Source organism: Peteryoungia rhizophila, assembly GCF_004912145.1.
In the GTDB taxonomy this organism is placed as follows: Bacteria; Pseudomonadota; Alphaproteobacteria; order Rhizobiales; family Rhizobiaceae; genus Allorhizobium; species Allorhizobium rhizophilum.
Genome location: NZ_STGT01000003.1, coordinates 176,943 through 202,053, shown reverse-complemented (window position 1 = coordinate 202,053; position 25,111 = coordinate 176,943). Strand labels below are relative to the sequence as shown.

Here is a 25,111-nt window from a genome sequence, read left to right as displayed (position 1 = left end):
GTACTCAGCGCCGAAGAAAATCTGGAAGCGATCTGTTATGGATCACTGAGAGAACTTCGATGTTGGGAGACCTGATGGCGTAGAAGATCAGGTGCTCACCCTGGGGATAGGAATAGCAGTTATCACGCAATTCGGTTCGCGCCCGACCAAGGAGAGGGTGCTCGGCAAGCCATATGAACCGGTGCCTGAGTTCGCCGAGGTACTTGCGGCGCTGCTCATTGCCCCAACGCCGAGCGGTATAGTCATTAATCGCCTTGATATCATCAGCCGCTTTCGGCGTCAGGCGATAGCGGCCGCTCAACGGTGATCGACCTCGACATCCGCCTCGATCAGACGGTCGAGAAAATCGTCGTCGACAAACACTCCCGCCTTCGCCTGTTGCCGGCCTTCATCGATTTGTAGAAGAACGTCTGCAAGCTTGCGGTCCTGATCCTCGAGGCCTTTCAGCGCATCGCGCACGACCTCGTCCGCAGACGCATATCGACCGCTCTTGACCTTCTCATCTATAAAGTTCAGCCAATGAGCTCCAAGATCGAGAGCTGTCTTTGCCATAGTTCCTCTCTGCGGGACCTGAATTGCCGAGAACAAATATAGCGCTACGCTCTCGCTCTGCAAGGTAGGGAGTCTTCAGATGCCGATCCACACCCGGATCGGATTGGTCGGGTCAGCAAGCAGACGGATGGCGAGTGCGACACAGGTGACGACCAGCAGCGGCTTGATGATCTTGGCCCCCTTGCGCATGGCAAAGCGTGAGCCGGTCTGGGCGCCGAGGAATTGTCCGACGCCCATCAGGAGGCCGACCTTCCAGAGGACCACGCCGCTTGCGAGGAAGACCAGAAAGGCACCGACATTCGAGCCGAGGTTGAGGAGCTTGGTGTGAGCGGTCGCCTTCAGCAGGCCGAAGCCGGCGAGCGAGACAAAGGCGAGCATGAAGAAGGAGCCGGTGCCTGGGCCGAACACACCGTCGTAGAGGCCGATCAGCGGCACCAGCGTCACGCCGAAGACAAACGGCGTCATACGCTGGTGGCGGTCCTCGTCGGAAATGTTGGGCTTGAGCGCGAAATAGAGCGCGATGGCGACGAGCAGGAAAGGCATCATCACCCGCAGAACGTCGCCGGGCACGAATGTCGCGATCAACGCGCCCACCGCACCGCCGATGACGGCCATAGCGGCCATCGGCAACTGCTTCTTCAGGTCCACATGTCCCTTGCGGGCATAGGCGATGGTGGCCGAAGCTGCTCCGAACATGGATTGCAGCTTGTTTGTGCCGAGCGTTTCGAGGGGCGGAATGCCGGCGATCAGCATGGCCGGTATGGTGATCAGCCCGCCACCACCGGCAATCGAATCGATGAAACCTGCGATGAAGGCGGCGACGAACAAGAGCAGCAAGGCTTGGAAGGCGAGATCGGCCACGGGAGACTCGTCAGAGGAGGGCGTGAAATGTGCCGTCTTGTGAACCAATCCATCAGGCTGCGCAACTGCGCAAGGCATGTCGTGCGGGTCGCAGAGGGGACATTCTGTGAACTGCCGTTTCCGTCACACAAAGCGCCGCAATCCGGTTTGACCGTTCGGTGACGCTTCGATAAAGCTCAGGGTAATGTGCGACGGCGCCTGTTCGACAGGCTGGAAATAGTCCGGTGCGGCCGACCCAATCAGGGGGCCAATTCCGGAGCTGTCCCAAAGGCCATGGACCACGCCGGAATAGGTGGAAGGTTCGGCGCTTCGTACAGGCAGACAAAACGAAGCAGGGAGGCCTTTCGTCATGGCAGAAAAACTCGGAATCATGGTCTGCGGCCACGGCAGCCGCAATCAGAATGCGGCAAAGGAATTCGCCGTGATCGCGGAGGCGCTGCGCGCCCGCAATCCCGACATGCCGGTCGAATACGGCTATCTCGAATTCTGCAATCCGGTGATCTCAGCCGGTCTCGACAGCCTGCGCGAACAGGGCGTGACCCGCGTGCTGGCCGTCCCCGGCATGCTGTTTGCCGCAGGACATGCCAAGAACGACATTCCCTCGGTGCTCAACACCTACCAAGCCCAGAACCCGGGCATGGTGATAAATTACGGCCGCGAGCTTGGCATCGACCTGAAGATGATCCGCGCCGCCGGTGATCGCATTCAAGCGGCCGTCGATGAGGCGAACGAAACGCTCGGCTTCGTCGAGAAGCATGACACGCTGCTGATGGTCGTCGGCCGCGGCTCATCCGATCCGGATGCCAATTCCAACGCCACCAAGGTTATGCGCATGCTCTGGGAAGGCATGGGCTTCGGCTGGGGCGAGACCTGTTATTCGGGTGTGACCTTCCCGCTGGTGGAGCCGGGGCTGACCCATGCCGCAAAGCTCGGCTACAAGCGCATCGTCGTCTTCCCGTATTTCCTCTTCACCGGCGTGCTTGTGAAGCGCATCTACAGCTATACCGACGAAGTCGCTGCCCGTTACCCGGAGATCCAGTTCGTCAAGGCGAGTTATCTCAACGATCACCCGCTGGTCCTCGATGCCTTCCAGGATCGGGTGAAGGAGATCCTCGAAGGCGCGGCCGTGATGAACTGCCAGATGTGCAAGTATCGCGAACAGGTACTCGGCTTCGAGGCTGACGTGGGCCAGCCCCAGGAAAGCCATCACCACCATGTCGAGGGCATCGGCGGCGGGCTCGAAAACTGTCCCTGCAAGGGCGATTGCGATGCCTCCTGCCGCGATCCCGATTTCTGTCGTGAGCATGGCCTGCCCTGGACGCCGGTGCACAGCCATGCCGAACCGGCCCCGCTGGCACCTGCCTTCGACTACGCGCCGCAAACGACACTCGGCGGCAAATATGGCCACCTGCTGAACGCCGCACCCGATGCCTCCCTGCAGGCCGTGATGGATGCACCGTCTTCCGGCAAGCTGACAAGCCACGAGCATGGACCCAATTGCGGCTGTGGACATCCTGACCACGATCATGCTCACCATGACCATGACCATGCGCATTCGCATGGTCACGATCACAACCATGGTCACGACCACGGCCATCACCATGCGCCTTATCCCCATGCAGACCATCCGCTGGGACCGAAGTCGATGCAGAAGAAAAAATGATGCCGCAGTTCGATCGCATCCTGATCGTCGACTGGTCCGGGGCCGGGCAACCGGTCTCCGGCAAGAATTCGCTCTGGGGTTGCCTTGCCCGGCGTGACGGCGATCGATGTGTCATCGACTGGGTGGAGAACTTCCCCACACGCCATGTGTTCATGGATCGGCTGGATACCGTTGTGCGGGCTGCGATCGGGGAGGGCGAACGCCTTCTCTGTGGCTTCGACTTCGCCTTCGGCTATCCGGCCGGCACAGCCGAGCGCCTGACGGGTCGGGCCGACTGGCGTACGCTTTGGCGCAAGATCGCCGCCGAGATCGAGGATGGAGCGGACAACAGAAACAACCGCTTCGACCTCGCCTCGCGTTGGAACGCCAGCTATTTCCCCGGCGAGCCGCGTTTCTGGGGCAGGCCGCACCAGCACGACTACCCGGATCTCGGCGACAAGAAACCGCTGCCGCCAGCATCCGCACCCCTATCGTTCCGGCGCTCCGAACACTTTGCCAAGGGCGCAAAATCCGTCTGGCAACTGACCTATAACGGCTCGGTGGGAAGCCAGACCCTGCTCGGCATTGCCCGCCTGTCGCGGTTCCTTGACGAGAGCGGACTGGGGGATCGGATCGCGGTCTGGCCTTTCCAGACGGGTTTCGCCTCGAGCTTCGAAAAGCCTGTTGTCTTTGCCGAGATCTATCCCTCGCTGTTCACCCTCGCTGCCGGAGACGAGGTGAAGGACGCAGCGCAGGTGAGAACGGTAGCGGAAGCTTTTGCGCGCTTCGATACGGATGGACGCCTGGCAAGGCTGTTAGAGCGCCCGCCGATGTTGAATGACGAGGATGTCGCCGTGTCCATCGCGGAAGAGGGCTGGGTGCTGGGCATCGGCCATCGAGAGCTGGAGGTTGCGCAGGCGGACACCCCCCTCTGGCCTGCCGGCCATCTCCTCCACAAGGGGGCAGAGCGGAATACGGCAGGCGCCGCCAAGATGGAACTCCTTGATTACATCCGCGACCCCGCCGAGATCTACCGCCAGTCCTTTGCAACGATCCGCGCCGAGGCCGGTCTCGATCGTTTCCCGTCCGTGATCCAGCCGCTTGTCATCCGTCTCATCCACGCCTGCGGCATGGTGGATCTGGCCGATGACATTGCTTACTCCGATGCCGCTTTCGAGGCGGGCGCTGCAGCACTCGAGAAAGGTGCGCCCGTTCTCGTGGATGTCGAGATGGTGCGCCACGGCGTGATCCGGCGTCTGATGCCTGCCGAAAACGAAATCCTTTGCCTGTTGAACGACGAGCGCGTGCGCCCGAAGGCTGACGAAATCGGCAACACCCGCTCCGCCGCCCAGGTCGACCTTTGGGACGAGCATCTGAATGGTGCCGTCGTCGCCATCGGCAATGCACCGACGGCGCTGTTTCGCCTGCTGGAACGTATCGATGCAGGTGCCCCGAAACCGGCCATCATCCTCGGCATGCCCGTTGGCTTCGTCGGTGCTGCCGAAAGCAAGGATGCCCTGATCGCCGACAGCCGCGGCATTCCCTATATCGCGGTGCGTGGCCGCCGTGGTGGTTCGGCCATGGCATCGGCCGCCGTCAATGCGCTGGCGGGAGGGCTCGGCACCAATGTCTGACGCGCTGCACGGCCCCTGGCTTACCATCATCGGCATTGGCGACAACGGGCTCGAAAGCCTCACCCCTGAGGCCCAGGCCGTCGTCTGGCAGGCGGAGACGCTCGTCATCGGCGAGCGGCTGGATGCCGTGATTGACGGATCGAGCCTGCCGGATCTGAAACGCATCCTCACCTGGGGCGCCGGCTTCCGCGAGACGCTGGCCGAAATCGTGAAACTGCGCGGCACCCCGGTCACGGTGCTCGCCACTGGCGACCCTATGCATTTCGGCATCGGCGCGACGCTCCGGCGCTATGTGGCGGCGGAAGAGATGTTCGTTCTGCCGAGCCCTTCCGCCTTTTCGCTGGCCGCCGCCCGGCTCGGATGGCCGCTGCAATCGGTGACGCAGATCTCCCTGCATGGCCGCCCACTGGCCTTCCTCAATCGCCATGTCATGCCGCGTGCCCGCATCTTGGCGTTGACCTCGGACGCATCGACGGTCCAGACTGCGGCCGTCCTGCTGGCCGAACGCGGCTTTGGCGCATCTGTCCTGCATGTGCTGGAACATATGGGCGGCACGAAAGAGCGTCTGCTCCGCATGACGGCGCTCGAAATGGCCGAGACTTGCCCGGTGATCTCTGATTTCAACACGCTGGCCATCGATTGCGCCTGGGACGGACCGCTTCTGGCTGCTGTGCCCGGTCTGCCCGACGATGCCTTCCGTCATGACGGCCAGCTGACCAAGCGGGAGATCCGCGCGGCCACGCTTGCCCAGCTCGCCCCCTTTCCGAATGCTCGCCTCTGGGATGTCGGTGCCGGCTGCGGCTCGATCGCGATCGAGTGGATGCGCTCCGGCATGGGCACCAGGGCGATCGCGATCGAGGCCAAGCCCGAGCGGCTGGCGATGATCCGGGAGAATGCTGAAACGCTCGGCGTGCCCGACCTCGACGTGGTCGAAGGCGAGGCGCCGGCAGTGCTAGCAGGACTGAAGACACCAGACGTGATCTTCATCGGCGGCGGCATCAGCGGGGAGGGATTGTTCGAGGCCTGCTGGGCAGCACTTCCACCCGGTGGGCGGCTGGTTGCCAATGCCGTGACGATCGAAGGCGAGGCGCGCCTCGTGGAGCTGCGCAGTCGCCATGGCGGGGATCTCGCCCGCATCCAGGTGGCGCGTGCCGCCCCGGTCGGACGCTATTGCGGCTGGAAGTCACTGATGCCGGTCACGATGTGGACGGTTGTAAAGGGAGAAGTCGAATGACCGGTAAGCTCTACGGCCTCGGCCTTGGCCCGGGCGATCCCGAACTGCTGACGCTGAAAGCCCATCGTATCCTGACGCGCTGCCCCGTCGTCGCCTATCCGGCACCCGATACCGGCCCGAGCTTTGCCCGCCAGATTGCGGCGCCCTATCTGACCACCGCCCAACTGGAGGTCCCGATCGTCGTGCCGATGCGCGTCGAGCGTTTCCCGGCGCAGGACATCTACACAAAGGCCGCCGAAACCCTGTCTCGCCATCTCGATGCCGGGGCTGATGTGGCGGTGCTCTGCGAGGGAGACCCCTTTTTCTATGGCTCCTTCATGTATCTTTTCGAGCGGCTGGCCGATCGCTATCCGACAGAGGTCGTGCCCGGCGTCTCCTCGATGATGGCGGCCGCGGCTGGCCTCGGTCGCCCGCTGGCTGCGCGCAACGACGTCCTCACGGTGCTGCCAGGCCCGCTGTCTGACGACGACCTCGCTGCCCGCATCGAGGCCTCCGGTGCCGTCGCCATCATCAAGCTCGGCCGCCATTTCGCCCGTATCCGCGCGCTGATCGAAAGCCTCGGACTGACGGCACAGGCGGGTTATGCCGAACGCGTCAGCCTTGCCGAAGAGAAGCTGGTCCCGTTGGCCGACGTCGCTGACGACACCGCTCCCTATTTCTCGATGATCCTGATCTACAAGGGCGAGGAGCGCTGGCATCCGGCGCTCGCAAAGACCTTGGGAAGCGTGGTCTGATGGCCGCTGCTTCTGCGACCCCGGCAATTCCCGCAGTGGTCATTCTGAATGAGGCCGCAGCCCCGCTCGGTCGCCGGATTGCCGCGGGGATCTCCGGCGAACTGCATGGCGCTGTCGCGCGAGTCGCAAGTGCGGATGTCCTGTTTTCCTCCGTGAAGGATCACGTCCAGGCGCTGTTTTCCGCCGGTCGTCCGATTGTCGCCGTCATGGCCTCGGGCGCTCTGATCCGCCTTCTCGCTCCTCTTCTCTGCGACAAACAGACCGAACCGCCGGTCATCGTAGTTGCCGAAGACGGCTCCTCGGTCGTGCCGCTGCTCGGCGGTCACCATGGCGCCAACGATCTCGCTCGGAGCATTGCCACGTCACTCGGCGCCCATGCCGCGGTCACAACGGCTGGTGATCTAAAATTCGGCGTGGCGCTCGATCAGCCGCCGGAGGGTTATGTGCTCGCCAATCCTAACGCTGCCAAGGCGGTGATGGCCGGGCTCGTGGCGGGCGCCGGCGTCAGGCTCCACGCATCATCAGCCGCCTGGCTCACCCAATCCAAACTTCCATTTGAACAAGAGGCCCGTGTGACGCTGACCGTGACCGACCAGAACAAGACCGCCGGCGAGCTGGAACTCGTCTATCATCCGAAGACGCTGGTGCTCGGCATGGGCTGCGAGCGGCACGCAAAGCCTGCGGAGGCGATCACGCTTGCGGAAGAGGCACTGGCCAAGGGCGGCTTTGCGCGGCAAAGCCTTGCCGCCGTCTGCTCGATCGACCTGAAGGCCGACGAGACGGCGATCCATGCAGTGGCAGCCCATTTCGGCGTGCCGGCCCGCTTTTTCACCGCGGCTACACTGGAAGCCGAGGCGCCGCGCCTGATGAACCCGTCAGACGTGGTTTTCGCGGAAGTTGGCTGCCACGGTGTTGCGGAAGGGGCAGCGCTTGCGGCTGTCGGCGCCGAGGGCGAACTCGTTGTCGAAAAGATCAAGTCGAAGGGCGCGACGGCCGCCATCGCCAGGGCCGCCGACATCCTCGACCCCCAATCGATCGGCCGTGCCCGCGGCACGCTCTTCGTCGTTGGCATCGGCCCGGGATCGGAAGGCTGGCGGTCGCCCGAGGTCTCGCGCATGGTCCAGGCCTCGACCGATCTCGTCGGCTACTCGCTCTATCTCGACCTGCTCGGGCCCCTGGCTGACGGCAAGACCCGCCACGATTTCGACCTCGGCAAGGAAGAGGCCCGCGTCGTGCATGCGATGGAACTGGCGGGCGAGGGCAGGACGGTGGCGCTGGTCTGCTCTGGTGACGCGGGCATCTATGCCATGGCAACGCTGGTCTTCGAACTCTTCGACAAGGGTGGCATAACCGATGGCGCAAGCCGCATCGAGGTCCAGGTCTCGCCGGGTATCTCGGCGCTTCAGGCCGCCGCCGCACGCATCGGCGCACCGCTCGGCCACGATTTCTGCACCATCTCGCTCTCGGACCTCTTGACCCCCTGGGAGCATATCCAGCGCCGGGTCAAGGCGGCAGGCGAGGGCGATTTCGTCATCGCTTTCTACAATCCGGTTTCGATGAAGCGCCGCACGCAACTGGCCTATGCCCGCGACGAATTGTTGAAATACCGTCCGGCCACGACGCCGGTCATCCTCGCCACCAATCTCGGCCGTGAGGGCGAACATGTGCGCACCGTGCCGCTCGGCGAGTTGAATGTGGATGACGTCGACATGCTGACCGTGGTGGTCGTCGGCTCGTCGGAAAGCCGCACGGTGACGACCGGCGACGGCAAGACCTGGGTCTACACGCCGCGAGGTTATTCGGGCAAGGCAGACACTGGCATGAAGGGAAATGAAGCATGACCGTCTATTTCATTGGTGCCGGGCCGGGAGCCCCCGATCTCATTACCGTCCGTGGCCTTCGCCTCATCGAACGCTGCCCGGTCTGCCTCTATGCCGGCTCGCTGGTGCCGGAGGAGATCGTCGAGGCAGCACCCGAGGGCGCGATCGTCAAGGACACGGCGCCCATGCATCTCGACGAGATCGTCGCGGATATGGTCGCTGCCCATGAACGCGGCGAAGACGTCGCTCGTGTGCATTCCGGCGACCCGTCGATCTATGGCGCAATCGCCGAACAGATGCGCCGTCTCGATGCGCTCAGCATTCCCTATGATGTCGTCCCCGGCGTCCCGGCTTTCGCGGCGACCGCCGCACGGCTGAAGACCGAGCTGACGCTTCCCGAAATCGCCCAGACCGTCATCGTCACGCGCACCGAGATGAAGGCCTCCTCGATGCCGGAATTCGAAACGCTGGAGATCTTGGGGCGTTCGCGGGCGACCCTTGCGATCCATCTGTCGATCCGCAACCTCACCCATATCCGCGACACGCTGACGCCCTTTTATGGCGAGGACTGCCCGGTGGTGGTTGCCTATCGCTCCACCTGGCCAGACGAACTCTTCATCCGGACGACCTTGAAGGACATGGCCGAGGAGGTGCGCAAGGCGAAGATCACCCGCACGGCCCTGATCATGGTCGGCAAGGTCTTCGGCCATGTCGAGTTCCGCGACAGTGATCTCTACAATTCCGATTTCTGCCATGTGCTGCGCAATGTCGGGAAAAAGAAGAAGGTTGCCAAGACGGGTTGATTGGACATCGCCCGCCAGCCAAAGGGGCAGGACAATGGAAGGTGTAGACGAGGATCGCGGCAGCTGCCGTTGCGGGCAGGTCACGCTGAAGGTGAAGAGTCGACCACTGATGACGATGGCCTGCCACTGCAAGGGATGCCAGCGGATGACGGCCAGCGCCTATTCGCTCAGTGCGCTCTTTCCGGACGATTGCGTCGAGATCACAGGCCTGGTGCCGGTGATCGGCGGCATGCACGGGGAGTTGCGACATTACTTCTGCCCCCATTGCCTGAGCTGGACCTTCACCCGGGCCGAGATGATGGGCCCCCTGGTCAACATCCGCGCCACCATGCTGGACAGCACAGCAAAGCTGGCGCCCTCCATCGAAACCTGCGTGTCGGAAAAACTGCCCTGGGTAACGGTGCCCGCGCGGCACAGCTATGCGCAATTCCCGCCGATGGAAGACTTTCCAAAGCTCAGGGGCGAGTTTGCGGAAACATGCGGCTGATCGCTTTCCCGTCCACCGGGATTGGGATATGTAACGCGCTTCCTTGATACAGGACGACCAATTTCATGCATAAAGTCATCTTTGATACGGACCCTGGCGTCGACGATGCCATGGCGCTCCTCTTCCTGCACCATCACCCTCACATCGACCTCCTTGGCATCACCACCGTCTTCGGCAATGCCGAGATCGACATCACGACCCGCAACGCGCTGTTCCTCAAGCGTGAATGGAAGATCGATGCCCCCGTGGCCCGCGGCGCCGGCGAGACCTTCATCCCGCATCGCGTCAGCCATGCACCACCGAAATTCATCCATGGGGATGACGGTCTCGGCAATATCGGCGTGCCCGAAGTCACGGATGTCCATCCCGATCCGCGTCCCGCCCATCGCTTCATCGTCGAGACGGTCCGTGCCAATCCGGGCGAGGTGACCATCGTTGCCGTCGGTCGCATGACCAATCTCGCCAATGCGCTGAAGGAGGACCCGGAGCTTGTCGGTCTCGTCAAGGAGATCGTCATCATGGGCGGCGCCTTCGACGTCAACGGCAATGTCACGCCGGCGGCCGAAGCCAATATCCATGGGGATCCGGAAGCAGCCGACGTGGTGATGACGGCAAAGTGGCCGGTCGTTGTCGTCGGTCTCGACGTTACCATGCAGACGGTGATGACGCGCACGCAGCTCGCGGACATCAGAGACGCTGCCGGCACCAGCCGCGCTCGCCTGCTCTTCAATCTCTCTCAGTTCTACATCGACTTCTATGAAGGCCTGGTGGACGACGGCATGGTCGTGCACGACAGCTGCGCCTGCGTCTATGTCGTGGCGCCGGAATTGTTCAAAACCCGCAGCGGCGTCATTCGCGTCGTCTGTGGTGGTATCGCCGATGGGCAGACGATCCAGAAGCCGGACGGTCGTGGTTTTGGTCCCTCCGATTGGGACGGTGACCTGCCGAGCCAGAAGATCTGCACCGAGATCGATGCTCCGGCTGTGCTGAAGCTCATTCACGACGTGATCGTTGCCGTCCGCGAAGACTGAGCAGCGCCGCTGAGCAGACAAAGAAAAACCCCGGATCTGGGAGGAGATCCGGGGTTTTTCGTTTGTTTTGATCCGACCAAAGTCGGGACCTATCAGCCGTTGACGGCGTGGCGGGCAACGCGACGGATGTCTTCGCGGCCAATGCCGAGGTCACGCAGTTCGCGGTCCGACATGCGGCCGAGTTCGGTGATCGTCTGACGATACTTGCGCCAATTGTTGAGCGAGCGAGCGATGTTCATTGGGTCTACCTCTTTGGTGGTTTGGACCCGTCCGTGGGCCCCTTCGAATTTCATGAGTTGAATATATGCTGCATTGCGAAACGTTTGAAGACATAATGCAACAGATCACCCATGCGCCAAGCGCATAACAATCGATTTAACCCGTTGTTAACTGGCGATTTTTTGTGCGTTTGCCTTAGCTGGCATCGTGCCCTGCATTCGAGCAGGTCATGTGCCTGCCCACTGCTTGCTTCAGTCGGAATTGGGAAGAAGACAAAAAAATAACGCTCACCGGGGGAGGAGGTCCGGTGAGCGTCATTTGTGCAGACCAACGACTGGGAGGAGGAGTGTCGTTGGTCAATCGAGCCCGCATTGGGAGGAGGTAACGCGGGTCGAAGGAGAAGCGCCAGAAGTTCCGTCGCTCTGTTGAATATGAACATAGGCGACACGAACGAGTTTGTGCAGTGCAATATTGACATGGAAGGCATGCGATTTCTGCATGGGCGCAGAAGCTGTCGGTACCGGTGACGCCAGTCGCTTGTCTTTCCTTATTGCCCGTTCCAGATTGCGGGAGGGACCAAACGGGAGTGGCCGATGTACAGGGGCAGGCTGAAACGCGATCTCGATGATTGGGTCGGGCGCGGACTGATTGATGCGGCAACGGCCGGAAGGTTGTTGGAGGACGTCGATCGACGGGGCGCACGCTTCAGCATCGGTGGCGTGTTGTCCATGTTCGCGGCACTGCTCATTGCCGCTTCTCTGCTGATGTTGATCGCGGCCAACTGGGAGCTTATCCCGCGTCTTGCTAAGGTCGTCGGCATCATCGGTTTGATCTGGATCTTCCACGCGGTCGCAGCGATTGCCCGGCTGCTGGGTGCCGATCGGATTGCAGCCGGATCGCTTGTGCTCGGAGCCGCGGCCTTCGGTGGCGCAATCGCCTTGATCGGCCAGCTCTACCATCTCTCGGGCGACACCTTCTCCGCGATGTTCTTGTGGTTCACGGTCACCGCCATCTCTGCCGTACTCTTCCGGTCCGGCGCGCTCGCCATCGTCGCAGGCGCGCTCTCGCTTGTGACCTTTGGCGGTGGGTTTGACAGTTTTGGCTGGGACATCGGCAGTCACGGGGTCTGGGCCTGGTGGCCGCCCTTTGGGGCAGCCGTTGTTTTCGGGCTCTCACACTGGACGGGCGCCAACAGGGCCAAGCATTTCGGCTACATCCTCCTCGTCACCTGGATCTGGTGGATGACGATCCTCGACCGAGGCGAGGTCTATGCGTTTGGCGTAGGCATCGTGGCGACGTTGATCTTCCTGGCGCTAACCGTGCCGCGCTCGCCTTTGGCGGCAATCCATCGAAAGCTCGGTGCATCAGGCAGCTTCTATGCTCTGCTGCTCGCCTTGAGCGGTTTTGCCTATGTGCAAGGCAGTGCAGTGGGTGCGGTCTCGATCGCCGTGCTGGGTGTGATCATTCTCGCTCTGTCGATCGCCGCGATTGCACTGGATGGCCGGGACAATGGTGCGGTCCGTTTCCTTGCTTACGGTGCCTTTGCGGCCGAAGTGCTCTACCTTTCCTATGAGACGATCGACAGCATTCTCGGCACGTCGGCCTTCTTCCTGCTTGCAGGTCTCGTTGTGGCCATCCTGGCGTTCTTGGTCATCCGGCTGGAAAAACGTTTCTCCCGTCCTGTCGCAGAGGTGACGTCATGATCACTGCAAAACCCTTTGCCGCCGTCGCGCTGTTCATCGCCATCGTCCAAACGGCGATCCTCGGCTACATGATCGAAGGGCGCGCCTCTATTCTGAGATCCGGAACGGAAGTGTTGCTGAAGACGGCGCCGGTCGATCCGCGTGATCTTCTGCGCGGCGACTATGTCATTCTGACCTACGACATCTCGACGATCTCCACGACGTCTGTGACCGGGACCCGACCGGACACCGGTGAGGTTGCAAGGCTCCATGTGCGGCTGAAGCCGGGCGCCGATGGCTTCTGGATTGTCGCAGACGCCTCTTTCGATCCACTCCCCGAGGAGGCAGGCAGCGTTGTGCTGCTCTCCCAGCCTGTCACGATCTACGACTGGGAGTGGTCGAACGCCGGCAATCTCACCGTCTCCTATGGCATCGAGCGATTCTATGTGCCGGAAGGCGAGGGTAGGCCGATCGAAGACGGGCGCAATCAGGGCCGGGTATCCGTGGCGGCGCGTGTGTCCGAGGACGGTCAGGCACAGATTCGCGCCCTGATGCTGGATGGCGAGGAGCTCTACGAAGAGCCGCTCTACTAAGCGCCGCCATTCGCCTGCTGCAAAGCCTGTGAGGCGGGCTGCGAGCGCCCTGCAATGCTGTCATTTTTCCTTTGCGTGGGGGAAAACGGGTGTTATAGAGACGCGCGCTCCGGAGGGGCCATGCGCGATACAGCATGCGCTTTTGGACGCGGGTATGGTGAAATTGGTAGACACGCCAGATTTAGGTTCTGGTGCCGCAAGGCGTGGGAGTTCAAGTCTCTCTACCCGCACCAGCTAAGCCGCGCGGGATCGACGAGAGAACACCGAGGTGTGACTCCTGTCAGTCCGGCGCCGTTTTGCTTGGCAGATTGTTGACGAATTGCGACGCAGCCACGTCCGGGAAAATCAATTCCGGCGTCGTGCTCAGGGAAAACACCGGCTGTCCGAGCACGGCCGCCACGACATGAAGGTAAGAACATGCAGGTTATCGAAACGCTCGCTGAAGGGCTGAAGCGCGAAATCAAGGTCGTGATCCCGGCCAAGGACATGGAACAGCGCATGAACGAGCGTCTGGCCGATGTGAAGGACAAGGTCCGCATCAACGGCTTCCGCCCGGGCAAGGTGCCGGTCTCTCATGTCAAGAAGATGTACGGCAAGTCGATCATGGCTGAACTCGTCAACGAGATCATCCGCGACCAGCCCTCGGCGATCCTGTCGGAGCGCGGCGAAAAGTCGGCAACCCAGCCGGAAATCGTCATGACCGAGGACGAGAAGGAAGCGGAAAAGATCCTGTCGGCTGAGGCCGATCTGGAGTTCACGCTCTCCTACGAAATCATCCCGGCGATCGAACTCAAGTCGGTTGACGGCATCACGGTCACCCGCGAAGTCGTTGACGTCTCTGAAGAAGAGATCACCGAGCAGATCGAAAAGATCGCTGAAAGCGCACGCACCTACGAAGCCAAGAAGGGCAAGGCTGCCGACGGCGACCGCGTCACCATGGACTACCTCGGCAAGGTAGACGGCGAAGCCTTCGACGGCGGCAAGGACGAAGACGCAGAATTGGTCATCGGCTCGAACCGCTTCATCCCGGGCTTCGAAGAGCAGCTGGTCGGCCTCAAGGCTGGTGACGAAAAGGTCATCACCGTGAACTTCCCGGCCGATTACCCGGCTGCCAACCTCGCCGGCAAGGAAGCCACCTTCGACATCACCGTGAAGGAAGTTGCAGCACCTGCGGCAACCGAAATCAACGACGAACTGGCCACCAAGCTCGGCGTCGAATCGGTCGAGAAGCTGAAGGAAATCGTCCGCGGCCAGATCGAGAGCCAGTACGGCAACGTCACCCGCCAGAAGGTCAAGCGTCAGATCCTCGACCAGCTCGACGCTCTCTACAAGTTCGAATCGCCCTCCAAGCTTGTCGATGCCGAGTTCGAGAACATCTGGCGCCAAATCAACACCGATCTCGCCCAGTCCGGCAAGACCTTCGCTGACGAAGACACGACGGAAGAAGCAGCTCGCGAAGAATACCGCGCGCTGGCCGAGCGCCGTGTCCGCCTCGGCCTCGTTCTCTCCGAAATCGGCGAAAAGGCCGGCATCGAAGTGACCGAAGAAGAAATGCAGCGTTCGCTGTTCGCCCAGCTGCAGCAGTTCCCGGGCCAGGAGAAGCAGATCCTCGACTTCTTCCGCAACACGCCGGGTGCTTCTGCTTCGCTGCGTGCACCGATCTTCGAAGAGAAGGTCATCGACAAGCTGCTGGCTGAAGTCTCCGTCACCGACAAGAAGGTGAGCAAGGAAGAACTGCTCGCCGATGACGCCGAAGAAGGCGACAAGCCGGCCAAGAAGGCAGCCCCGAAGAAGAAGGCTGCTGCCAAGGCTGAAGACGCTGCCGAAGGCGAAGAAGCCGCACCGAAGAAGAAGGCAGCTCCGAAGAAGAAGGCCGCCGAAGGCGACGCCGAGTAAGTTCGGGTTCCTGTTTGAGTTGAGTGAAAGCCGTCCCTCGGGGCGGCTTTTTCGTATTTTGGAGGGAGGAGGTCAGCTCGTGCAGATCAGGCTCATTCGCAGCGCGACACTCACAGTGGAATTGGCGGGGATCCGGCTATTGATCGATCCCTGGCTCGCGGGAAAAGGCGAGGGGCGGAGCTATTCCGGCCGAGGCCCGTCACCGCTCGTCGATCTGCCGGTTCCAATCAGCGAACTCTTGCAGGGTATCGATGCCGTGCTCATTTCCCATCTTCATTCCGACCATTTCGACGAGACGGCGCAACAGGTGCTGCCGAAATCGACCCCCATCCTCTGCCATGCGCGTGACCGGGTTTCGATCCAGCGCATGGGCTTTGATGACGTCCGCGCAATCGGTGACGGCCTCACGCTCGGCGCTGTCAACATCCGCACCACCGAGGGACGACATGGCCCGCCGGACGTTCTCGACGATATGGGCGAGGTCTCGGGCTTCCTGATCAGCGCGGCGGGAGAGCCGACCCTGTATTGGGCGGGCGACACGATCCTCTGCCCGGAGGTCGAAGCAGTGCTTGCCGATGAAAGGCCGCAGGTCGTCGTCGTGCACGGGTGTGGGGCCCTTTGGAACGGCAAGGGGCCTTTGGTGATGGATCTTGCCATGCTTGCCCGCACACTCGCGCTTGCCGATTCGGTACAAGTGGTGGTGACCCATCTCGACGCGGTCGACCACGCGACGGTGTCTCGTTCCGACATCCTGGCTGCGGCGCCAACCTGGCCGGGACAGGAGCGGCTCCATGTGCCGATCGATGGCGAAACACTGTCCTTCGAGTAAATAGGAGCGGCCGCGTATCAGCACCCTTGTCTCTGCGAGCGCGGGCTCCAGATCACCGCTGTGAGCAACCGGAACAACAGTCCATGACAGACGTCGATCAGGCACCCAAAATCAACCGTGCCGTATTGCAGCAGGTAATTGCGGGGCTGAGCGACGGCTTGATCCTTGTCGAGACCGACGGCAGCATCGCCTGGGCGAACCAGTCGGCACTCGACATGCATCGGATCGAGGCGATCGATGAGCTCGGTGGCGATGTCGCCGGCTATCGGCGGCGGTTCACCTTGCGCTATCGCAACAAGCACCGGTTGGACGAAGGACAGTATCCGCTGGAACGCCTGCTTGCCGGCGAGATGGTGGAGGACATTACAGTCGAGGTCTCTCCGGCAACAGACGAGGACGTGATCTGGATCCATACGCTACGCAGCCTGGTCATCGAGGATGCCGGTGCCCGTCCCGATGTACTGGTTCTGGTGCTGCGCGACGAAACCCCGCGCTACGAGGCCGAGAAACGGTTCGAAAGCGCCTTTAACGCCAATCCCGCGCCGGGGCTGATCTGCCGTCTGGAGGACCAACGCTTCATCCGGGTGAACCAGGGTTTCATGGAAATGACCGGTCTCGCCCGCGAGGACGTCATCGGTAGGACGGTCGAGGAGATCGGTCTTTTCTCCAATTGCGAGACAGGTGAGGACGCCACAGAAAAGCTCGCCGAGGGGCGCCTCATTCGTCAGCGTGAGGCACTCATCCCAATTCCTGGCGGTGACCGCTTGGTGATCGTCGCCGGTGAACCCATCCCAGTCGGCGAGGAGGCCTGCATGCTCTTTACCTTCGCCGACCTGGATGGCCGGCGACGCGCCCAGAACGCGCTTCGCCAGAGCGAGGAACGGTTCTCAAAATCGTTTCGCCTGTCTCCGGCGCCGACCGCCATCTCGCGCCTCCACGACTTCGTCTTCACCGAAGTCAACGAAGCCTTCCTGCAGCTCTGTGGCCGAAAGGCCGAGGAAGTGATCGGAAAGACGGCGGCCGAGCTTGGCCTCTGGGAGGATGTGAAGTTGCGGCGCGCATTGGAGCAGAAACTCAAGGACAACACGCCCGTGCGGGACGAGGCACTGACCATGCGCCTGAAGGACGGAGGCAGGGCGGAATGTCTTGTTGCGGCCGAGCGGGTCGAGATCGCCGACCAGCAATGCGTGATCTGGGCCATGCAGGATGTCACCGAGCGCCGCCGCACCGAAGATGAGCTTATACAGGCGATAGAGAGCGTGATGGCGGATACGTCCTGGTTCAGCCGCACCGTGGTCGACCGGCTCGCGACGCTCAGGCAGTCCTCGCGCGGCAAGCCCTCCACGGCGCAGCTGCAAGACCTCTCAGAACGGGAGACCGAAATCCTCTCGCTGATTTGCCAGGGCCTGAGCGATGCCGAAATGGGTGATATGCTGCATCTCTCCAAACACACGATCCGCAATCATGTCGCCTCGCTTTACGCCAAGATCGGCGTCAACCGCAGGGCGGCCGCCGTGATCTGGGCCCGCGAACGCGGTTTCCTGGGGGAGCAGCCAAAACGGCGCTGAACAGACGCAATTCGGTCAGTAGCTACTAGCTGCACTAGTATTTTTCGCTCTGCAATCGGGTCTTGTCCGGCTCTATTTCTACACCATCGCCAACAGCGGCGATGTTTGAAAGACTAGGAGAAAGACAATGGACAAGAACCGTATCGAAGGTGCCGTTCGTCAGGTCAAGGGCTCCGTGAAGGAGGCCGCTGGCAAGATCTCGGGCAATCGCCAACTCGAAGTCGAAGGCAAGAGCGACAAGCTCGCCGGTGAAGCCCAGAGCGCGCTCGGCAAGGCCAAGGACAACGTCAAGGACGCGCTGCGCTGAGCCGCAGATCAGAACAGACCTCGAAGTGGTTGATCCCATGATGGATCTGCAATGTGTCCCTGCCGGCTCTCTGGCCGGCAGGTGGGCGCATCTCGACCTGCCGAAGGCGGTCGAGGCGCTGATCGCGCCGGCCGGGGGCAATGCCCGGCCAAATCTGCGGGTCGCCGACGACAGGGGCGCCCTGCGGATCACTGGCGATGTGGGGTGCATGGATGCGTTCGAGACGATCGTCGCGTTTGCCGAGGTCTATTCCGGACAACGCGTGGTCGCCGAACTCACCGTTCGCCCATGCCTGCGGGTCCGGTCGTCTTCTCCGGCGACCGGCGCTCCCATCACTGATTTCGAAAGGAAGTTTCCATGAAAAAACTCGTGACCCTCGCACTCGGTGCCACCGTCATGTCGAGCTCCATGGTCCTGGCGGCAGACAGCCGCAAGCAGGCCTCGGCGAGCGAGACGGGCAAGGCCCAGCGGGTCGGCACCTTGAGCTGTGAGATCGAAGGCGGCGTCGGTCTGCTCATCACCTCCAGCCGCAGCGTCGATTGTCAGTTCCGCAGCCGCGGCGGGGATGTCGAGCGCTATACGGGCTCGATCGGCAGGCTCGGTCTCGACGTCGGCGTGACCGGCAAGACCTATATGAGCTGGATCGTGGTCAACACGGCCGCCAACCGCGTCGGCGAGGGGGCACTCGCCGGAAGCTATATCGGTGCATCCGCCAATGCCGCCCTCGGCGTCGGCCTCGGCGCAAACGCCCTGATCGGCGGTAATGCGAAGAATTTTGGCCTGCAGCCGCTGAGCGCACAGGCAGGCACCGGCCTCAATCTCGCAGCCGGCGTCACGCGTCTGCAGTTGCAGAAGGCAGGTTGAGACCTTCGAGCCAATAGGCTGAACAGGCAAAGGGCGGCATCTGCCGCCCTTTTTCAGTTGCGCGCCTTAGCTGCTCGGGCTTTCGACAGCAGGAGCCCGCCGACCCCCGAGAGGGCAAGCGCGACTCCTATCCATGCGGCTCCGGAGTAGCCGAGTATGTGCGATCCTGCGGCGAAGGCCGCCGCATTGAGAGCATTTCCGAGGAAGGAGTTGATCGGCAAGAAGGCGGTGCCGAGACCGGGGCGACCCGGGAAGAGATCCTGGAAATAGTTGAGAGGAAGCGCGAGAAGGGCAGCCGCAAAGGCCGCGCCCGGCAATGCGAGCAGGTATATATGCCAGGGCGCCGAGGCCAGGCTGAGCGCGCTCATGTATGCACCATAACCAATCGCCGCCACCACGATGATGCCGACGATGCTGTAGCGCTTCAGCAGATGTGCCCAGATCAGCATGAAGGGTATTTCGACCAGAGCCGTCATGCTCGCGATCAATCCGACATCTGAGGTTCCTCCGCCGAGTTGCAGTGTCAGGATCAATGGCCAGATGGTGCCACTCAGGCGCAATGTGGAAGTGATTGCTGCGATCGAGACGATCCGGAGCAGCATGTCTGCTGCCGCCAGTTCCCGCAATGCGGCGAAGAATCCGGGTGCAGACTTGTCCCGCTGAGGCGGTCGGGGAGGAGTCTTCAGGAGGAGGGGCGAAGAGAGTAGGATGAACAGGCAGAACAATGAGGCGAGCCCCCAGGCCGCGAGCATTGTTCCAGATCCCGCCAGTGCCAGCCCGAGGCCAGCCGGTGTAATCACCCAGGCGGCTGAAACGATCGCCCGCAACGTCGCATTGACGGATGCGGCATCGGCCGGTTCGAGGTCAGTCGTCTGCAGTCTGGCACTGGCAAACAACAGGGAACTGGTAGCGTAGAAGAACGGGATAACCAGGGATGTCGCGACGAGAAAGACCGGGACGGAGGGGAAAAGATAGATGGCGCCGTAACCGAGAAAACCCAAGGCCGACATCGCGATCAGCATGTGACGTCGGTCGCCCAGAATGTCGGACAGGATACCGAGCGAGACGCTGATGACGACGGCCGAGATCGACGAACCGATGACCAGCAGGGAATAGGCCCCGTCGCTCATGCCGAGGGTCCCGATTGCCGTAACGGACAGATACGGGATCGTCGCTCCAAAGGCGGAGCCTTGCGCGAAGATCATCAGAGAGAGGACGAACAACTGCTGGCGGCCGGCAATATGGCCGAAGGATGAGAACATGAAATCGTCTTTGCGGCGGACGCAGGAGGTGAGCCGACTGGCAGCCCGATGAACGGCTGCGACCTTGCCACGATTCGCGTCCGTTGTTGCGTATCAACCAACGCGTTGGGACGCTGCAACCTTTCGAGGCCGGCGGTGAGCCCTATTCCGCCGCCCGGCGCTCGATTTTCTCGACCTTCAGCTCACCCATGCGGTTCCACGCATCGAGGCCGGCGATCTTGTAGGCTTCCGCAAGCGTCGGGTAATTAAACGTGTTCTCGACGAAATACTCCACGGTCCCCTTCAGGTTGAGCACAGCCTGGCCGATATGCACGAGTTCGGTCGCGCCTTCGCCGACGATGTGAACGCCGAGCAGGCGCCGCGTCTTGAGCGAGAAGATCATCTTCAGCATGCCGCTGTCGAGGCCCATGATATGGCCGCGCGAGGTCTCGCGGAAATGCGCGATCCCGGTCTCGTAGGGAATGGCGCGTTGAATGACCTCTTCTTCGGTGAGCCCGCAGGTCGAGATCTCGGGCACAGCGTAGATGCCATAGGGGAAGAACTGTGGCGGTTCATGAGATGGCGCGCCGACGGCATGGCGAGCCGCGATCCGGCCCTGTTCCATCGATGTCGAGGCGAGCGATGGGAACCCGACAACGTCACCGGCCGCATAGATTGTGGGGACGGCGGTCTGAAACGTCTCGGGATTGACCTTCAGTCGACCGCGATTGTCGGCTTCGAGCCCTGCGGCTTCCAGGTTCAGCGAATCGACCGCCCCGACGCGACCGGCAGCGAAAAGCACCATTTCCGAGGTGAGCACGCGCCCGTTTTTCAGCGTCACGCGGCATTTGCCGTCGACCTTCTCGACGCCTTCGACCGTCTGACCGAAGATCAGCTTCATGTTGCGGTCGCGCAGCTGGTAGGTGAAGTCCTCGACGATTTCCTTGTCGATGAAGTCGAGCATAGTGTCGCGCGGTTCGACCACGGTGACGACGGTATCGAGCGCCGAGAAGATCGTCGCATATTCGATGCCGATGACGCCGGCGCCGATGACGATCATCGAGCGCGGCAATTCCTTGATCTCGAGGATTTCGTCGCTGTCGATGACGCTCACGCCATCAAAGGGGATATGCGACGGCTTGAAAGGGCGCGTACCGACGGCGAGCAAGACAGAGCCGGCCTGCACCTGCAACACCTCGCCATCTTCTTTCGTTACCTCGATCGTATGCGCATCGATGAAGCGCGCAGTGCCCCGCATCTGCTGCACGCGGTTACGGGAGAACTGGTGTTCGAGCACCTCGACCTCGTGGTCGAGCGTGATGAGCAGGCGGCGACGCAGGTCGTCGGCGTTGATTTCCTGCTTCACCCGGTAACTGCGGCCGTAGAAGCCGCGCTCACGCCAGCCGGTCAGGTTCAGCGCCGTCTCGCGCAGCGTCTTCGACGGGATCGTCCCTGTGTGAACCGAGACCCCGCCGACGCGCGTGCCCTTCTCGATGACGAGAACCTTCTTTTCCAGCTTGGCAGCCTGTATCGCTGCGCGACGTCCGGCTGGTCCGCTGCCAATCACGACGAAGTCATACTGGTTCATGAGGTGCCTCTGATTCGCCCGCTGCCATGCTGCAGCGCACATTTATTCACACAGAGTATGACAGGGCAACGTCACCGTTTCGTTATCATGCAAAAGCAGCAACCGTTTCCACTACCCCACGATATGGGGAGTGCGCATGCGGCACTTGTTTCAGATGAGCCGCAGGCCCTTGAGGCTGGCATGGCCGTCCTTGCCGATTATGATGTGGTCGTGGACGGTGATGCCGAGCGGCTTGGCCGTCTCGACGATGGTCCGGGTCATGTCAATGTCGGCGCGCGACGGCGTCGGGTCGCCACTCGGATGATTATGGACCAGGATGATGGCTGTCGCCGACAGTTCAAGTGCGCGTTTCACAACTTCGCGCGGATAGACCGGCGTATGATCCACTGTGCCTCGGCCCTGTATCTCGTCAGCGATCAGCACGTTGCGCTTGTCGAGGAATAGGATGCGGAATTGCTCAGTGGTCTCATAGGCCATGGCGGCGTGGCAATAGTCGATCACGGCCGACCACGATGATAGGACCTGCTTCTCGCGCAGTTCGCTCTTCAGCATGCGCTGGGCGACACTCGCGATCAGCTTCAGATCGAGCGCCACGGTTTCTCCCACACCCTTCACCTCCTGCAAGAGCGCCGGCGGTGCCCCGAGCACACCGGCCAGGGTCTGGAAGCGTGAAAGCAGGGCCTTGGCGATCGGTTTGGTATCGCGGCGCGGGATGAGGCGAAAGAGCAGAAGTTCGAGGATTTCATAGTCGGCCAGCGCCGTTTCGCCCCCGTCGCGGAAGCGGCTACGAAGCCTTTCGCGGTGGCCGAGATAATGCGCCTCCGGCTGCATGGCTGCCCGAGTTGAGGCTGCTTTGGCAAGGTTTGTCTCGCGCGTCGGCTGGTCGGCGAAAAAGCTTCTCTCGTCGGCGACGTCTTCCGACGCGGCGCCGGTCGGGCCGAAAAGATCACTGGCATCGCCCCGCGGCTGTTCGTCGGAGAACGGAAGCTTGCTCGTCATGCCACCCCAATCCTGACCATCATGGTCGAGCGGCTCTCCGGCCGCGCAGATATAGTGACACGACTGCCGCTGCACGCAAGTTGAAGTTGCGTGAAGTCGCTCTGACGCTATCGAGCGTCAGCCCAGACCCGGGCGATCGAGGCCAGCAGGCGAAAGCGTGAAGATCTCGCATCCTTCGGACGTGACGCCGACCGTGTGTTCGTACTGCGCGGTCAGCGAGCGGTCGCGGGTCACGGCGGTCCAGCCGTCGGAAAGCACCTTCACATGCGGCTTGCCGAGATTGATCATCGGCTCGATGGTAAAGATCATGCCTTCGCGCAGTTCCGGACCTTCATTGGCCTTGCCGTAATGCAGGATGTTCGGGCTGTCGTGGAAGAGACGTCCGACGCCATGGCCGCAGAAGTCGCGTACGACCGTGCAGCGCTCGGCCTCTGCATAGGTCTGTATCGCCTCGCCGATGGCACCGGTCCGGGCGCCCGGACGCACGGCGCCGATGCCGCGCATCAGGCATTCATAGGTGACTTCCATCAGCCGTTCGGCGGCCCGCTTGATATTGCCGACAGGATACATGCGGCTCGAATCCCCGTGCCATCCGTCGAGCAGGAAAGTGACGTCGATATTGACGATGTCTCCATCGCGCAGTGGCTTGTCGTCAGGCATGCCGTGACAGACGACATGGTTGATCGAGGTGCAGACTGAATATTTGTAGCCGCGATAGTTCAAGGTCGCGGGCAGCGCGCCGTGGTCGGCACCGAATTCGAAGACGAACCGGTCGATCGCTGCCGTCGTGACGCCGGGCTTCACCATCGGCACAAGGGCATCGAGGCAGCGCGCGGTCAACTGGCAGGCGCGGCGCATGCCTTCGAAGTCTTCCGCGCCATATAGCCGGATCGCGCCGGTGTTTTTGAGCGGCGCCGACGCCGCATCGATATAGGTGACCATAGGGTGGCTTTCGGAAATTCTAATCCAGGATCTTGCCCGTTCATAACCGACCGAGACCGGCTTCGTCTATCGGGATGAGGCTTTCGGGCACGATTTTGACCGGATCGAGGTGACACCGCACCGCATAGGCCTCGACCCCGCGGGCAATGGCGCGAGCAAAGGCCCGGCCATAGGCGGGATCAAGATCGGCACAGATCTTGAGACGGTCACAGTCGGCGCGCTGGATCATGAACAGCATCGCCGCCCGTTTTCCGGTTTCGATCAGGTCACCCATCTCGTCGAGATGTTTGGCGCCGCGCGAGGTCACGCTGTCCGGGAACTCGGCCAGACCTGTCTCGCGGATGAAATGCACGTTTTTCACCTCGACATGAACGCTACCTCTGGTCTCGTCCGCGAGCAGGATGTCGATGCGCGAATTGCGGCCGTAGCGCTGCTCACGCTTGAGCGCGGCGAAATCGGCAAGCGGTGGCACGAGACCCGCGAGGATTGCCTCTTCCGCCAGCCGATTGGGAAGCGCCGTGTTCACACCGACCACAGTGCCATCAGCCTCGACCAGTTCCAGCGCATGAGCATACTTCCGCGTTGCCGCATCATGGCGCGAGACCCAGATCCGCGATCCCGGTTCGGTCAGACCCCGCATGGAGCCGGTATTGGGGCAAAAGCCTGTGATCGGCGTCCCATCTTCCAGCAGCGCGTCGAAGAGGAAACGCTTGTAGCGCCGCACGAGCCGGGCAGGGATGAGGGGCGGGGAAAAGATCATGGTTGTCTTCGCAGAAGCTCAGGCAGCCGAATCGGCACCGGGCTTGTTGATCGCCCAGGTCAGCAGCGCATCAAGTGCCGGGCAGAGCGCCTGTCCCCACTCGGTCAGGCAGTACTCCACCTTAGGCGGCACCTGATGATGGACGATACGACGGACAATGCCGTCGCTCTCCATCTGGCGCAGCTGCTGGATCAACATCTTCTGCGAAATCCCCGGGATGGCTCGCTCGAGCTCCGAGAAGCGCAGCACGGCCCCGCCGAACAGATGAAACAGGATCACCAGCTTCCAGCGCCCCTCGAGGATACGCAGGACATTTTCCACGCCTTCGGCCCCGTCGGCTGGCGTCAGGAAGGCATCCTTACTTTTTAGTGGGTACCTTACTTTTTCGTCTGTTCTTGTCATTTTTCGAGCGTATCGCCATCTTCGTCCTTGAGCAAGCGCGCCGCTCTTTCGCAACTGAGAACGAAAGATCTGATCCCATGTCGAATACAATGACCGGGCCTGTAGAGGCCTATTTCGAAGGCAGAAATGCACGCGACTTCGCACGAGCACTTTCCGGATTTTCCGACAACGCCGTCGTCCGAGACGAAAGCCGCACACATCGCGGCCCGCAGGAAATCCGCGCCTGGATGATGGAGACCATCGCAGCCTACGACGATCGCTCTGACCTGCTCAATGTGGAAATGGAGGATAACACCGTGATCGCCACGGCTGAGGTCTCCGGGAATTTTCCGGGCAGTCCGATCACCCTGCGCTATCGCTTCATGACCGAGCGCGGCATGATCACCAGCCTGGAGATCGCCCCATAACCGTGCCGTTCAGCAT

The 25,111-nt window shown here is 61.8% G+C and carries 27 protein-coding genes and 1 tRNA gene; 18 read left to right on the top strand and 10 right to left on the bottom strand.

Annotated features, from left to right (window positions below):
- Positions 1 to 4 precede the first annotated feature (4 nt).
- The 3 genes from E9677_RS11925 to E9677_RS11915 form a co-directional block, all read right to left on the bottom strand.
- Positions 5 to 301: a type II toxin-antitoxin system RelE/ParE family toxin gene (locus E9677_RS11925; RefSeq protein WP_136558329.1), complete on the bottom strand. Its 297-nt coding sequence runs from the start codon at positions 299 to 301 to the stop codon at positions 5 to 7.
- The gene (locus E9677_RS11920) at positions 298 to 552 is read right to left on the bottom strand and encodes a type II toxin-antitoxin system ParD family antitoxin (protein ID WP_136558328.1); all 255 of its coding nucleotides are present in this window, start codon (positions 550 to 552) and stop codon (positions 298 to 300) included. The genes E9677_RS11925 and E9677_RS11920 overlap by 4 nt, the downstream gene beginning before the upstream one ends.
- Positions 553 to 627: 75 nt before the next feature.
- Positions 628 to 1,413: a TSUP family transporter gene (locus tag E9677_RS11915; protein ID WP_136558327.1), complete on the bottom strand. Its 786-nt coding sequence runs from the start codon at positions 1,411 to 1,413 to the stop codon at positions 628 to 630.
- Positions 1,414 to 1,762: 349 nt separating this feature from the next.
- On the opposite strand from E9677_RS11915, the gene E9677_RS11910 reads away from it, so the two are divergent.
- The 8 genes from E9677_RS11910 to E9677_RS11875 all read left to right on the top strand — a co-directional run bounded on the left by E9677_RS11910 (position 1,763) and on the right by E9677_RS11875 (position 10,798).
- Entirely contained in the window at positions 1,763 to 3,076 is a 1,314-nt protein-coding gene (locus E9677_RS11910) for a sirohydrochlorin chelatase (protein WP_136558326.1), read from the top strand.
- A gap of 971 nt (positions 3,077 to 4,047) precedes the next feature.
- Complete coding sequence (locus E9677_RS11905; protein WP_136559044.1) at positions 4,048 to 4,689, top strand: precorrin-8X methylmutase; 642 nt, start codon at positions 4,048 to 4,050, stop codon at positions 4,687 to 4,689.
- Positions 4,682 to 5,923, top strand: a complete 1,242-nt coding sequence (cbiE, locus tag E9677_RS11900; protein ID WP_136558325.1) for a precorrin-6y C5,15-methyltransferase (decarboxylating) subunit CbiE — start codon at positions 4,682 to 4,684, stop codon at positions 5,921 to 5,923. The genes E9677_RS11905 and cbiE overlap by 8 nt, the downstream gene beginning before the upstream one ends.
- Complete coding sequence (gene cobI / locus E9677_RS11895) at positions 5,920 to 6,657, top strand: precorrin-2 C(20)-methyltransferase (protein ID WP_136558324.1); 738 nt, start codon at positions 5,920 to 5,922, stop codon at positions 6,655 to 6,657. The genes cbiE and cobI overlap by 4 nt, the downstream gene beginning before the upstream one ends.
- Positions 6,657 to 8,498, top strand: a complete 1,842-nt coding sequence (gene cobJ, locus E9677_RS11890; protein WP_136558323.1) for a precorrin-3B C(17)-methyltransferase — start codon at positions 6,657 to 6,659, stop codon at positions 8,496 to 8,498. The genes cobI and cobJ overlap by 1 nt, the downstream gene beginning before the upstream one ends.
- Positions 8,495 to 9,280 carry a precorrin-4 C(11)-methyltransferase gene (cobM, locus tag E9677_RS11885; RefSeq protein WP_136558322.1) on the top strand — a complete coding sequence of 262 codons (786 nt, stop codon included), beginning with the start codon at positions 8,495 to 8,497 and terminating at the stop codon, positions 9,278 to 9,280. Before cobJ ends, cobM begins: the two co-directional genes overlap by 4 nt.
- Positions 9,281 to 9,314: 34 nt before the next feature.
- A complete protein-coding gene (locus E9677_RS11880; RefSeq protein ID WP_136558321.1) occupies positions 9,315 to 9,767 on the top strand; it encodes a GFA family protein in 453 nt (150 codons plus the stop codon).
- A 65-nt stretch (positions 9,768 to 9,832) separates the two neighbouring features.
- The gene (locus E9677_RS11875) at positions 9,833 to 10,798 is read left to right on the top strand and encodes a nucleoside hydrolase (RefSeq protein WP_136558320.1); all 966 of its coding nucleotides are present in this window, start codon (positions 9,833 to 9,835) and stop codon (positions 10,796 to 10,798) included.
- Positions 10,799 to 10,890: 92 nt separating this feature from the next.
- On the opposite strand, the gene E9677_RS11870 is transcribed toward E9677_RS11875, so the two are convergent.
- The gene (locus tag E9677_RS11870; RefSeq protein WP_006728511.1) at positions 10,891 to 11,037 is read right to left on the bottom strand and encodes a DUF1127 domain-containing protein; all 147 of its coding nucleotides are present in this window, start codon (positions 11,035 to 11,037) and stop codon (positions 10,891 to 10,893) included.
- A 573-nt stretch (positions 11,038 to 11,610) separates the two neighbouring features.
- Here E9677_RS11870 and E9677_RS11865 point away from each other — a divergent pair.
- From E9677_RS11865 to E9677_RS11825, 9 genes are all read left to right on the top strand, one after another.
- The gene (locus E9677_RS11865; RefSeq protein ID WP_136558318.1) at positions 11,611 to 12,720 is read left to right on the top strand and encodes a DUF2157 domain-containing protein; all 1,110 of its coding nucleotides are present in this window, start codon (positions 11,611 to 11,613) and stop codon (positions 12,718 to 12,720) included.
- The gene (locus E9677_RS11860) at positions 12,717 to 13,292 is read left to right on the top strand and encodes a GDYXXLXY domain-containing protein (RefSeq protein ID WP_136558317.1); all 576 of its coding nucleotides are present in this window, start codon (positions 12,717 to 12,719) and stop codon (positions 13,290 to 13,292) included. Before E9677_RS11865 ends, E9677_RS11860 begins: the two co-directional genes overlap by 4 nt.
- A 148-nt stretch (positions 13,293 to 13,440) precedes the next feature.
- A tRNA-Leu gene (locus tag E9677_RS11855) sits at positions 13,441 to 13,525 on the top strand.
- Positions 13,526 to 13,709: 184 nt separating this feature from the next.
- A complete protein-coding gene (gene tig, locus E9677_RS11850; RefSeq protein WP_136558316.1) occupies positions 13,710 to 15,188 on the top strand; it encodes a trigger factor in 1,479 nt (492 codons plus the stop codon).
- A 79-nt stretch (positions 15,189 to 15,267) separates the two neighbouring features.
- Positions 15,268 to 16,017 carry an MBL fold metallo-hydrolase gene (locus E9677_RS11845; protein ID WP_136558315.1) on the top strand — a complete coding sequence of 250 codons (750 nt, stop codon included), beginning with the start codon at positions 15,268 to 15,270 and terminating at the stop codon, positions 16,015 to 16,017.
- An 83-nt stretch (positions 16,018 to 16,100) separates the two neighbouring features.
- On the top strand, positions 16,101 to 17,585 hold the full coding sequence (locus tag E9677_RS11840) for a PAS domain S-box protein (protein WP_136558314.1): 1,485 nt from the start codon (positions 16,101 to 16,103) through the stop codon (positions 17,583 to 17,585).
- Positions 17,586 to 17,712: 127 nt separating this feature from the next.
- The gene (locus tag E9677_RS11835) at positions 17,713 to 17,892 is read left to right on the top strand and encodes a CsbD family protein (RefSeq protein ID WP_136558313.1); all 180 of its coding nucleotides are present in this window, start codon (positions 17,713 to 17,715) and stop codon (positions 17,890 to 17,892) included.
- Between the two features lie 37 nt (positions 17,893 to 17,929).
- Positions 17,930 to 18,253 (top strand): hypothetical protein, encoded by a 324-nt coding sequence (locus tag E9677_RS11830; RefSeq protein ID WP_136558312.1) that lies wholly within the window; start codon positions 17,930 to 17,932, stop codon positions 18,251 to 18,253.
- Entirely contained in the window at positions 18,250 to 18,756 is a 507-nt protein-coding gene (locus E9677_RS11825; RefSeq protein WP_136558311.1) for a DUF992 domain-containing protein, read from the top strand. Before E9677_RS11830 ends, E9677_RS11825 begins: the two co-directional genes overlap by 4 nt.
- Positions 18,757 to 18,809: 53 nt before the next feature.
- Here the strand turns inward: E9677_RS11825 and E9677_RS11820 are convergent, their stop codons facing one another.
- The 6 genes from E9677_RS11820 to E9677_RS11795 all read right to left on the bottom strand — a co-directional run bounded on the left by E9677_RS11820 (position 18,810) and on the right by E9677_RS11795 (position 24,688).
- Entirely contained in the window at positions 18,810 to 20,018 is a 1,209-nt protein-coding gene (locus E9677_RS11820) for an MFS transporter (RefSeq protein WP_136558310.1), read from the bottom strand.
- A gap of 142 nt (positions 20,019 to 20,160) precedes the next feature.
- Positions 20,161 to 21,585, bottom strand: coding sequence for a Si-specific NAD(P)(+) transhydrogenase (gene sthA, locus E9677_RS11815; RefSeq protein ID WP_136558309.1), 1,425 nt, complete (start codon positions 21,583 to 21,585; stop codon positions 20,161 to 20,163).
- 150 nt (positions 21,586 to 21,735) lie between these two features.
- Positions 21,736 to 22,584: a RadC family protein gene (radC, locus tag E9677_RS11810; protein WP_235882936.1), complete on the bottom strand. Its 849-nt coding sequence runs from the start codon at positions 22,582 to 22,584 to the stop codon at positions 21,736 to 21,738.
- A 117-nt stretch (positions 22,585 to 22,701) separates the two neighbouring features.
- The gene (gene map, locus E9677_RS11805) at positions 22,702 to 23,526 is read right to left on the bottom strand and encodes a type I methionyl aminopeptidase (protein ID WP_136558308.1); all 825 of its coding nucleotides are present in this window, start codon (positions 23,524 to 23,526) and stop codon (positions 22,702 to 22,704) included.
- Between the two features lie 40 nt (positions 23,527 to 23,566).
- Positions 23,567 to 24,286 carry a DNA/RNA nuclease SfsA gene (gene sfsA, locus E9677_RS11800; protein ID WP_136558307.1) on the bottom strand — a complete coding sequence of 240 codons (720 nt, stop codon included), beginning with the start codon at positions 24,284 to 24,286 and terminating at the stop codon, positions 23,567 to 23,569.
- 18 nt (positions 24,287 to 24,304) lie between these two features.
- Complete coding sequence (locus E9677_RS11795; RefSeq protein WP_136558306.1) at positions 24,305 to 24,688, bottom strand: winged helix-turn-helix transcriptional regulator; 384 nt, start codon at positions 24,686 to 24,688, stop codon at positions 24,305 to 24,307.
- 77 nt (positions 24,689 to 24,765) lie between these two features.
- On the opposite strand from E9677_RS11795, the gene E9677_RS11790 reads away from it, so the two are divergent.
- Positions 24,766 to 25,095 (top strand): nuclear transport factor 2 family protein, encoded by a 330-nt coding sequence (locus tag E9677_RS11790; RefSeq protein WP_136558305.1) that lies wholly within the window; start codon positions 24,766 to 24,768, stop codon positions 25,093 to 25,095.
- Positions 25,096 to 25,111 lie beyond the last annotated feature (16 nt).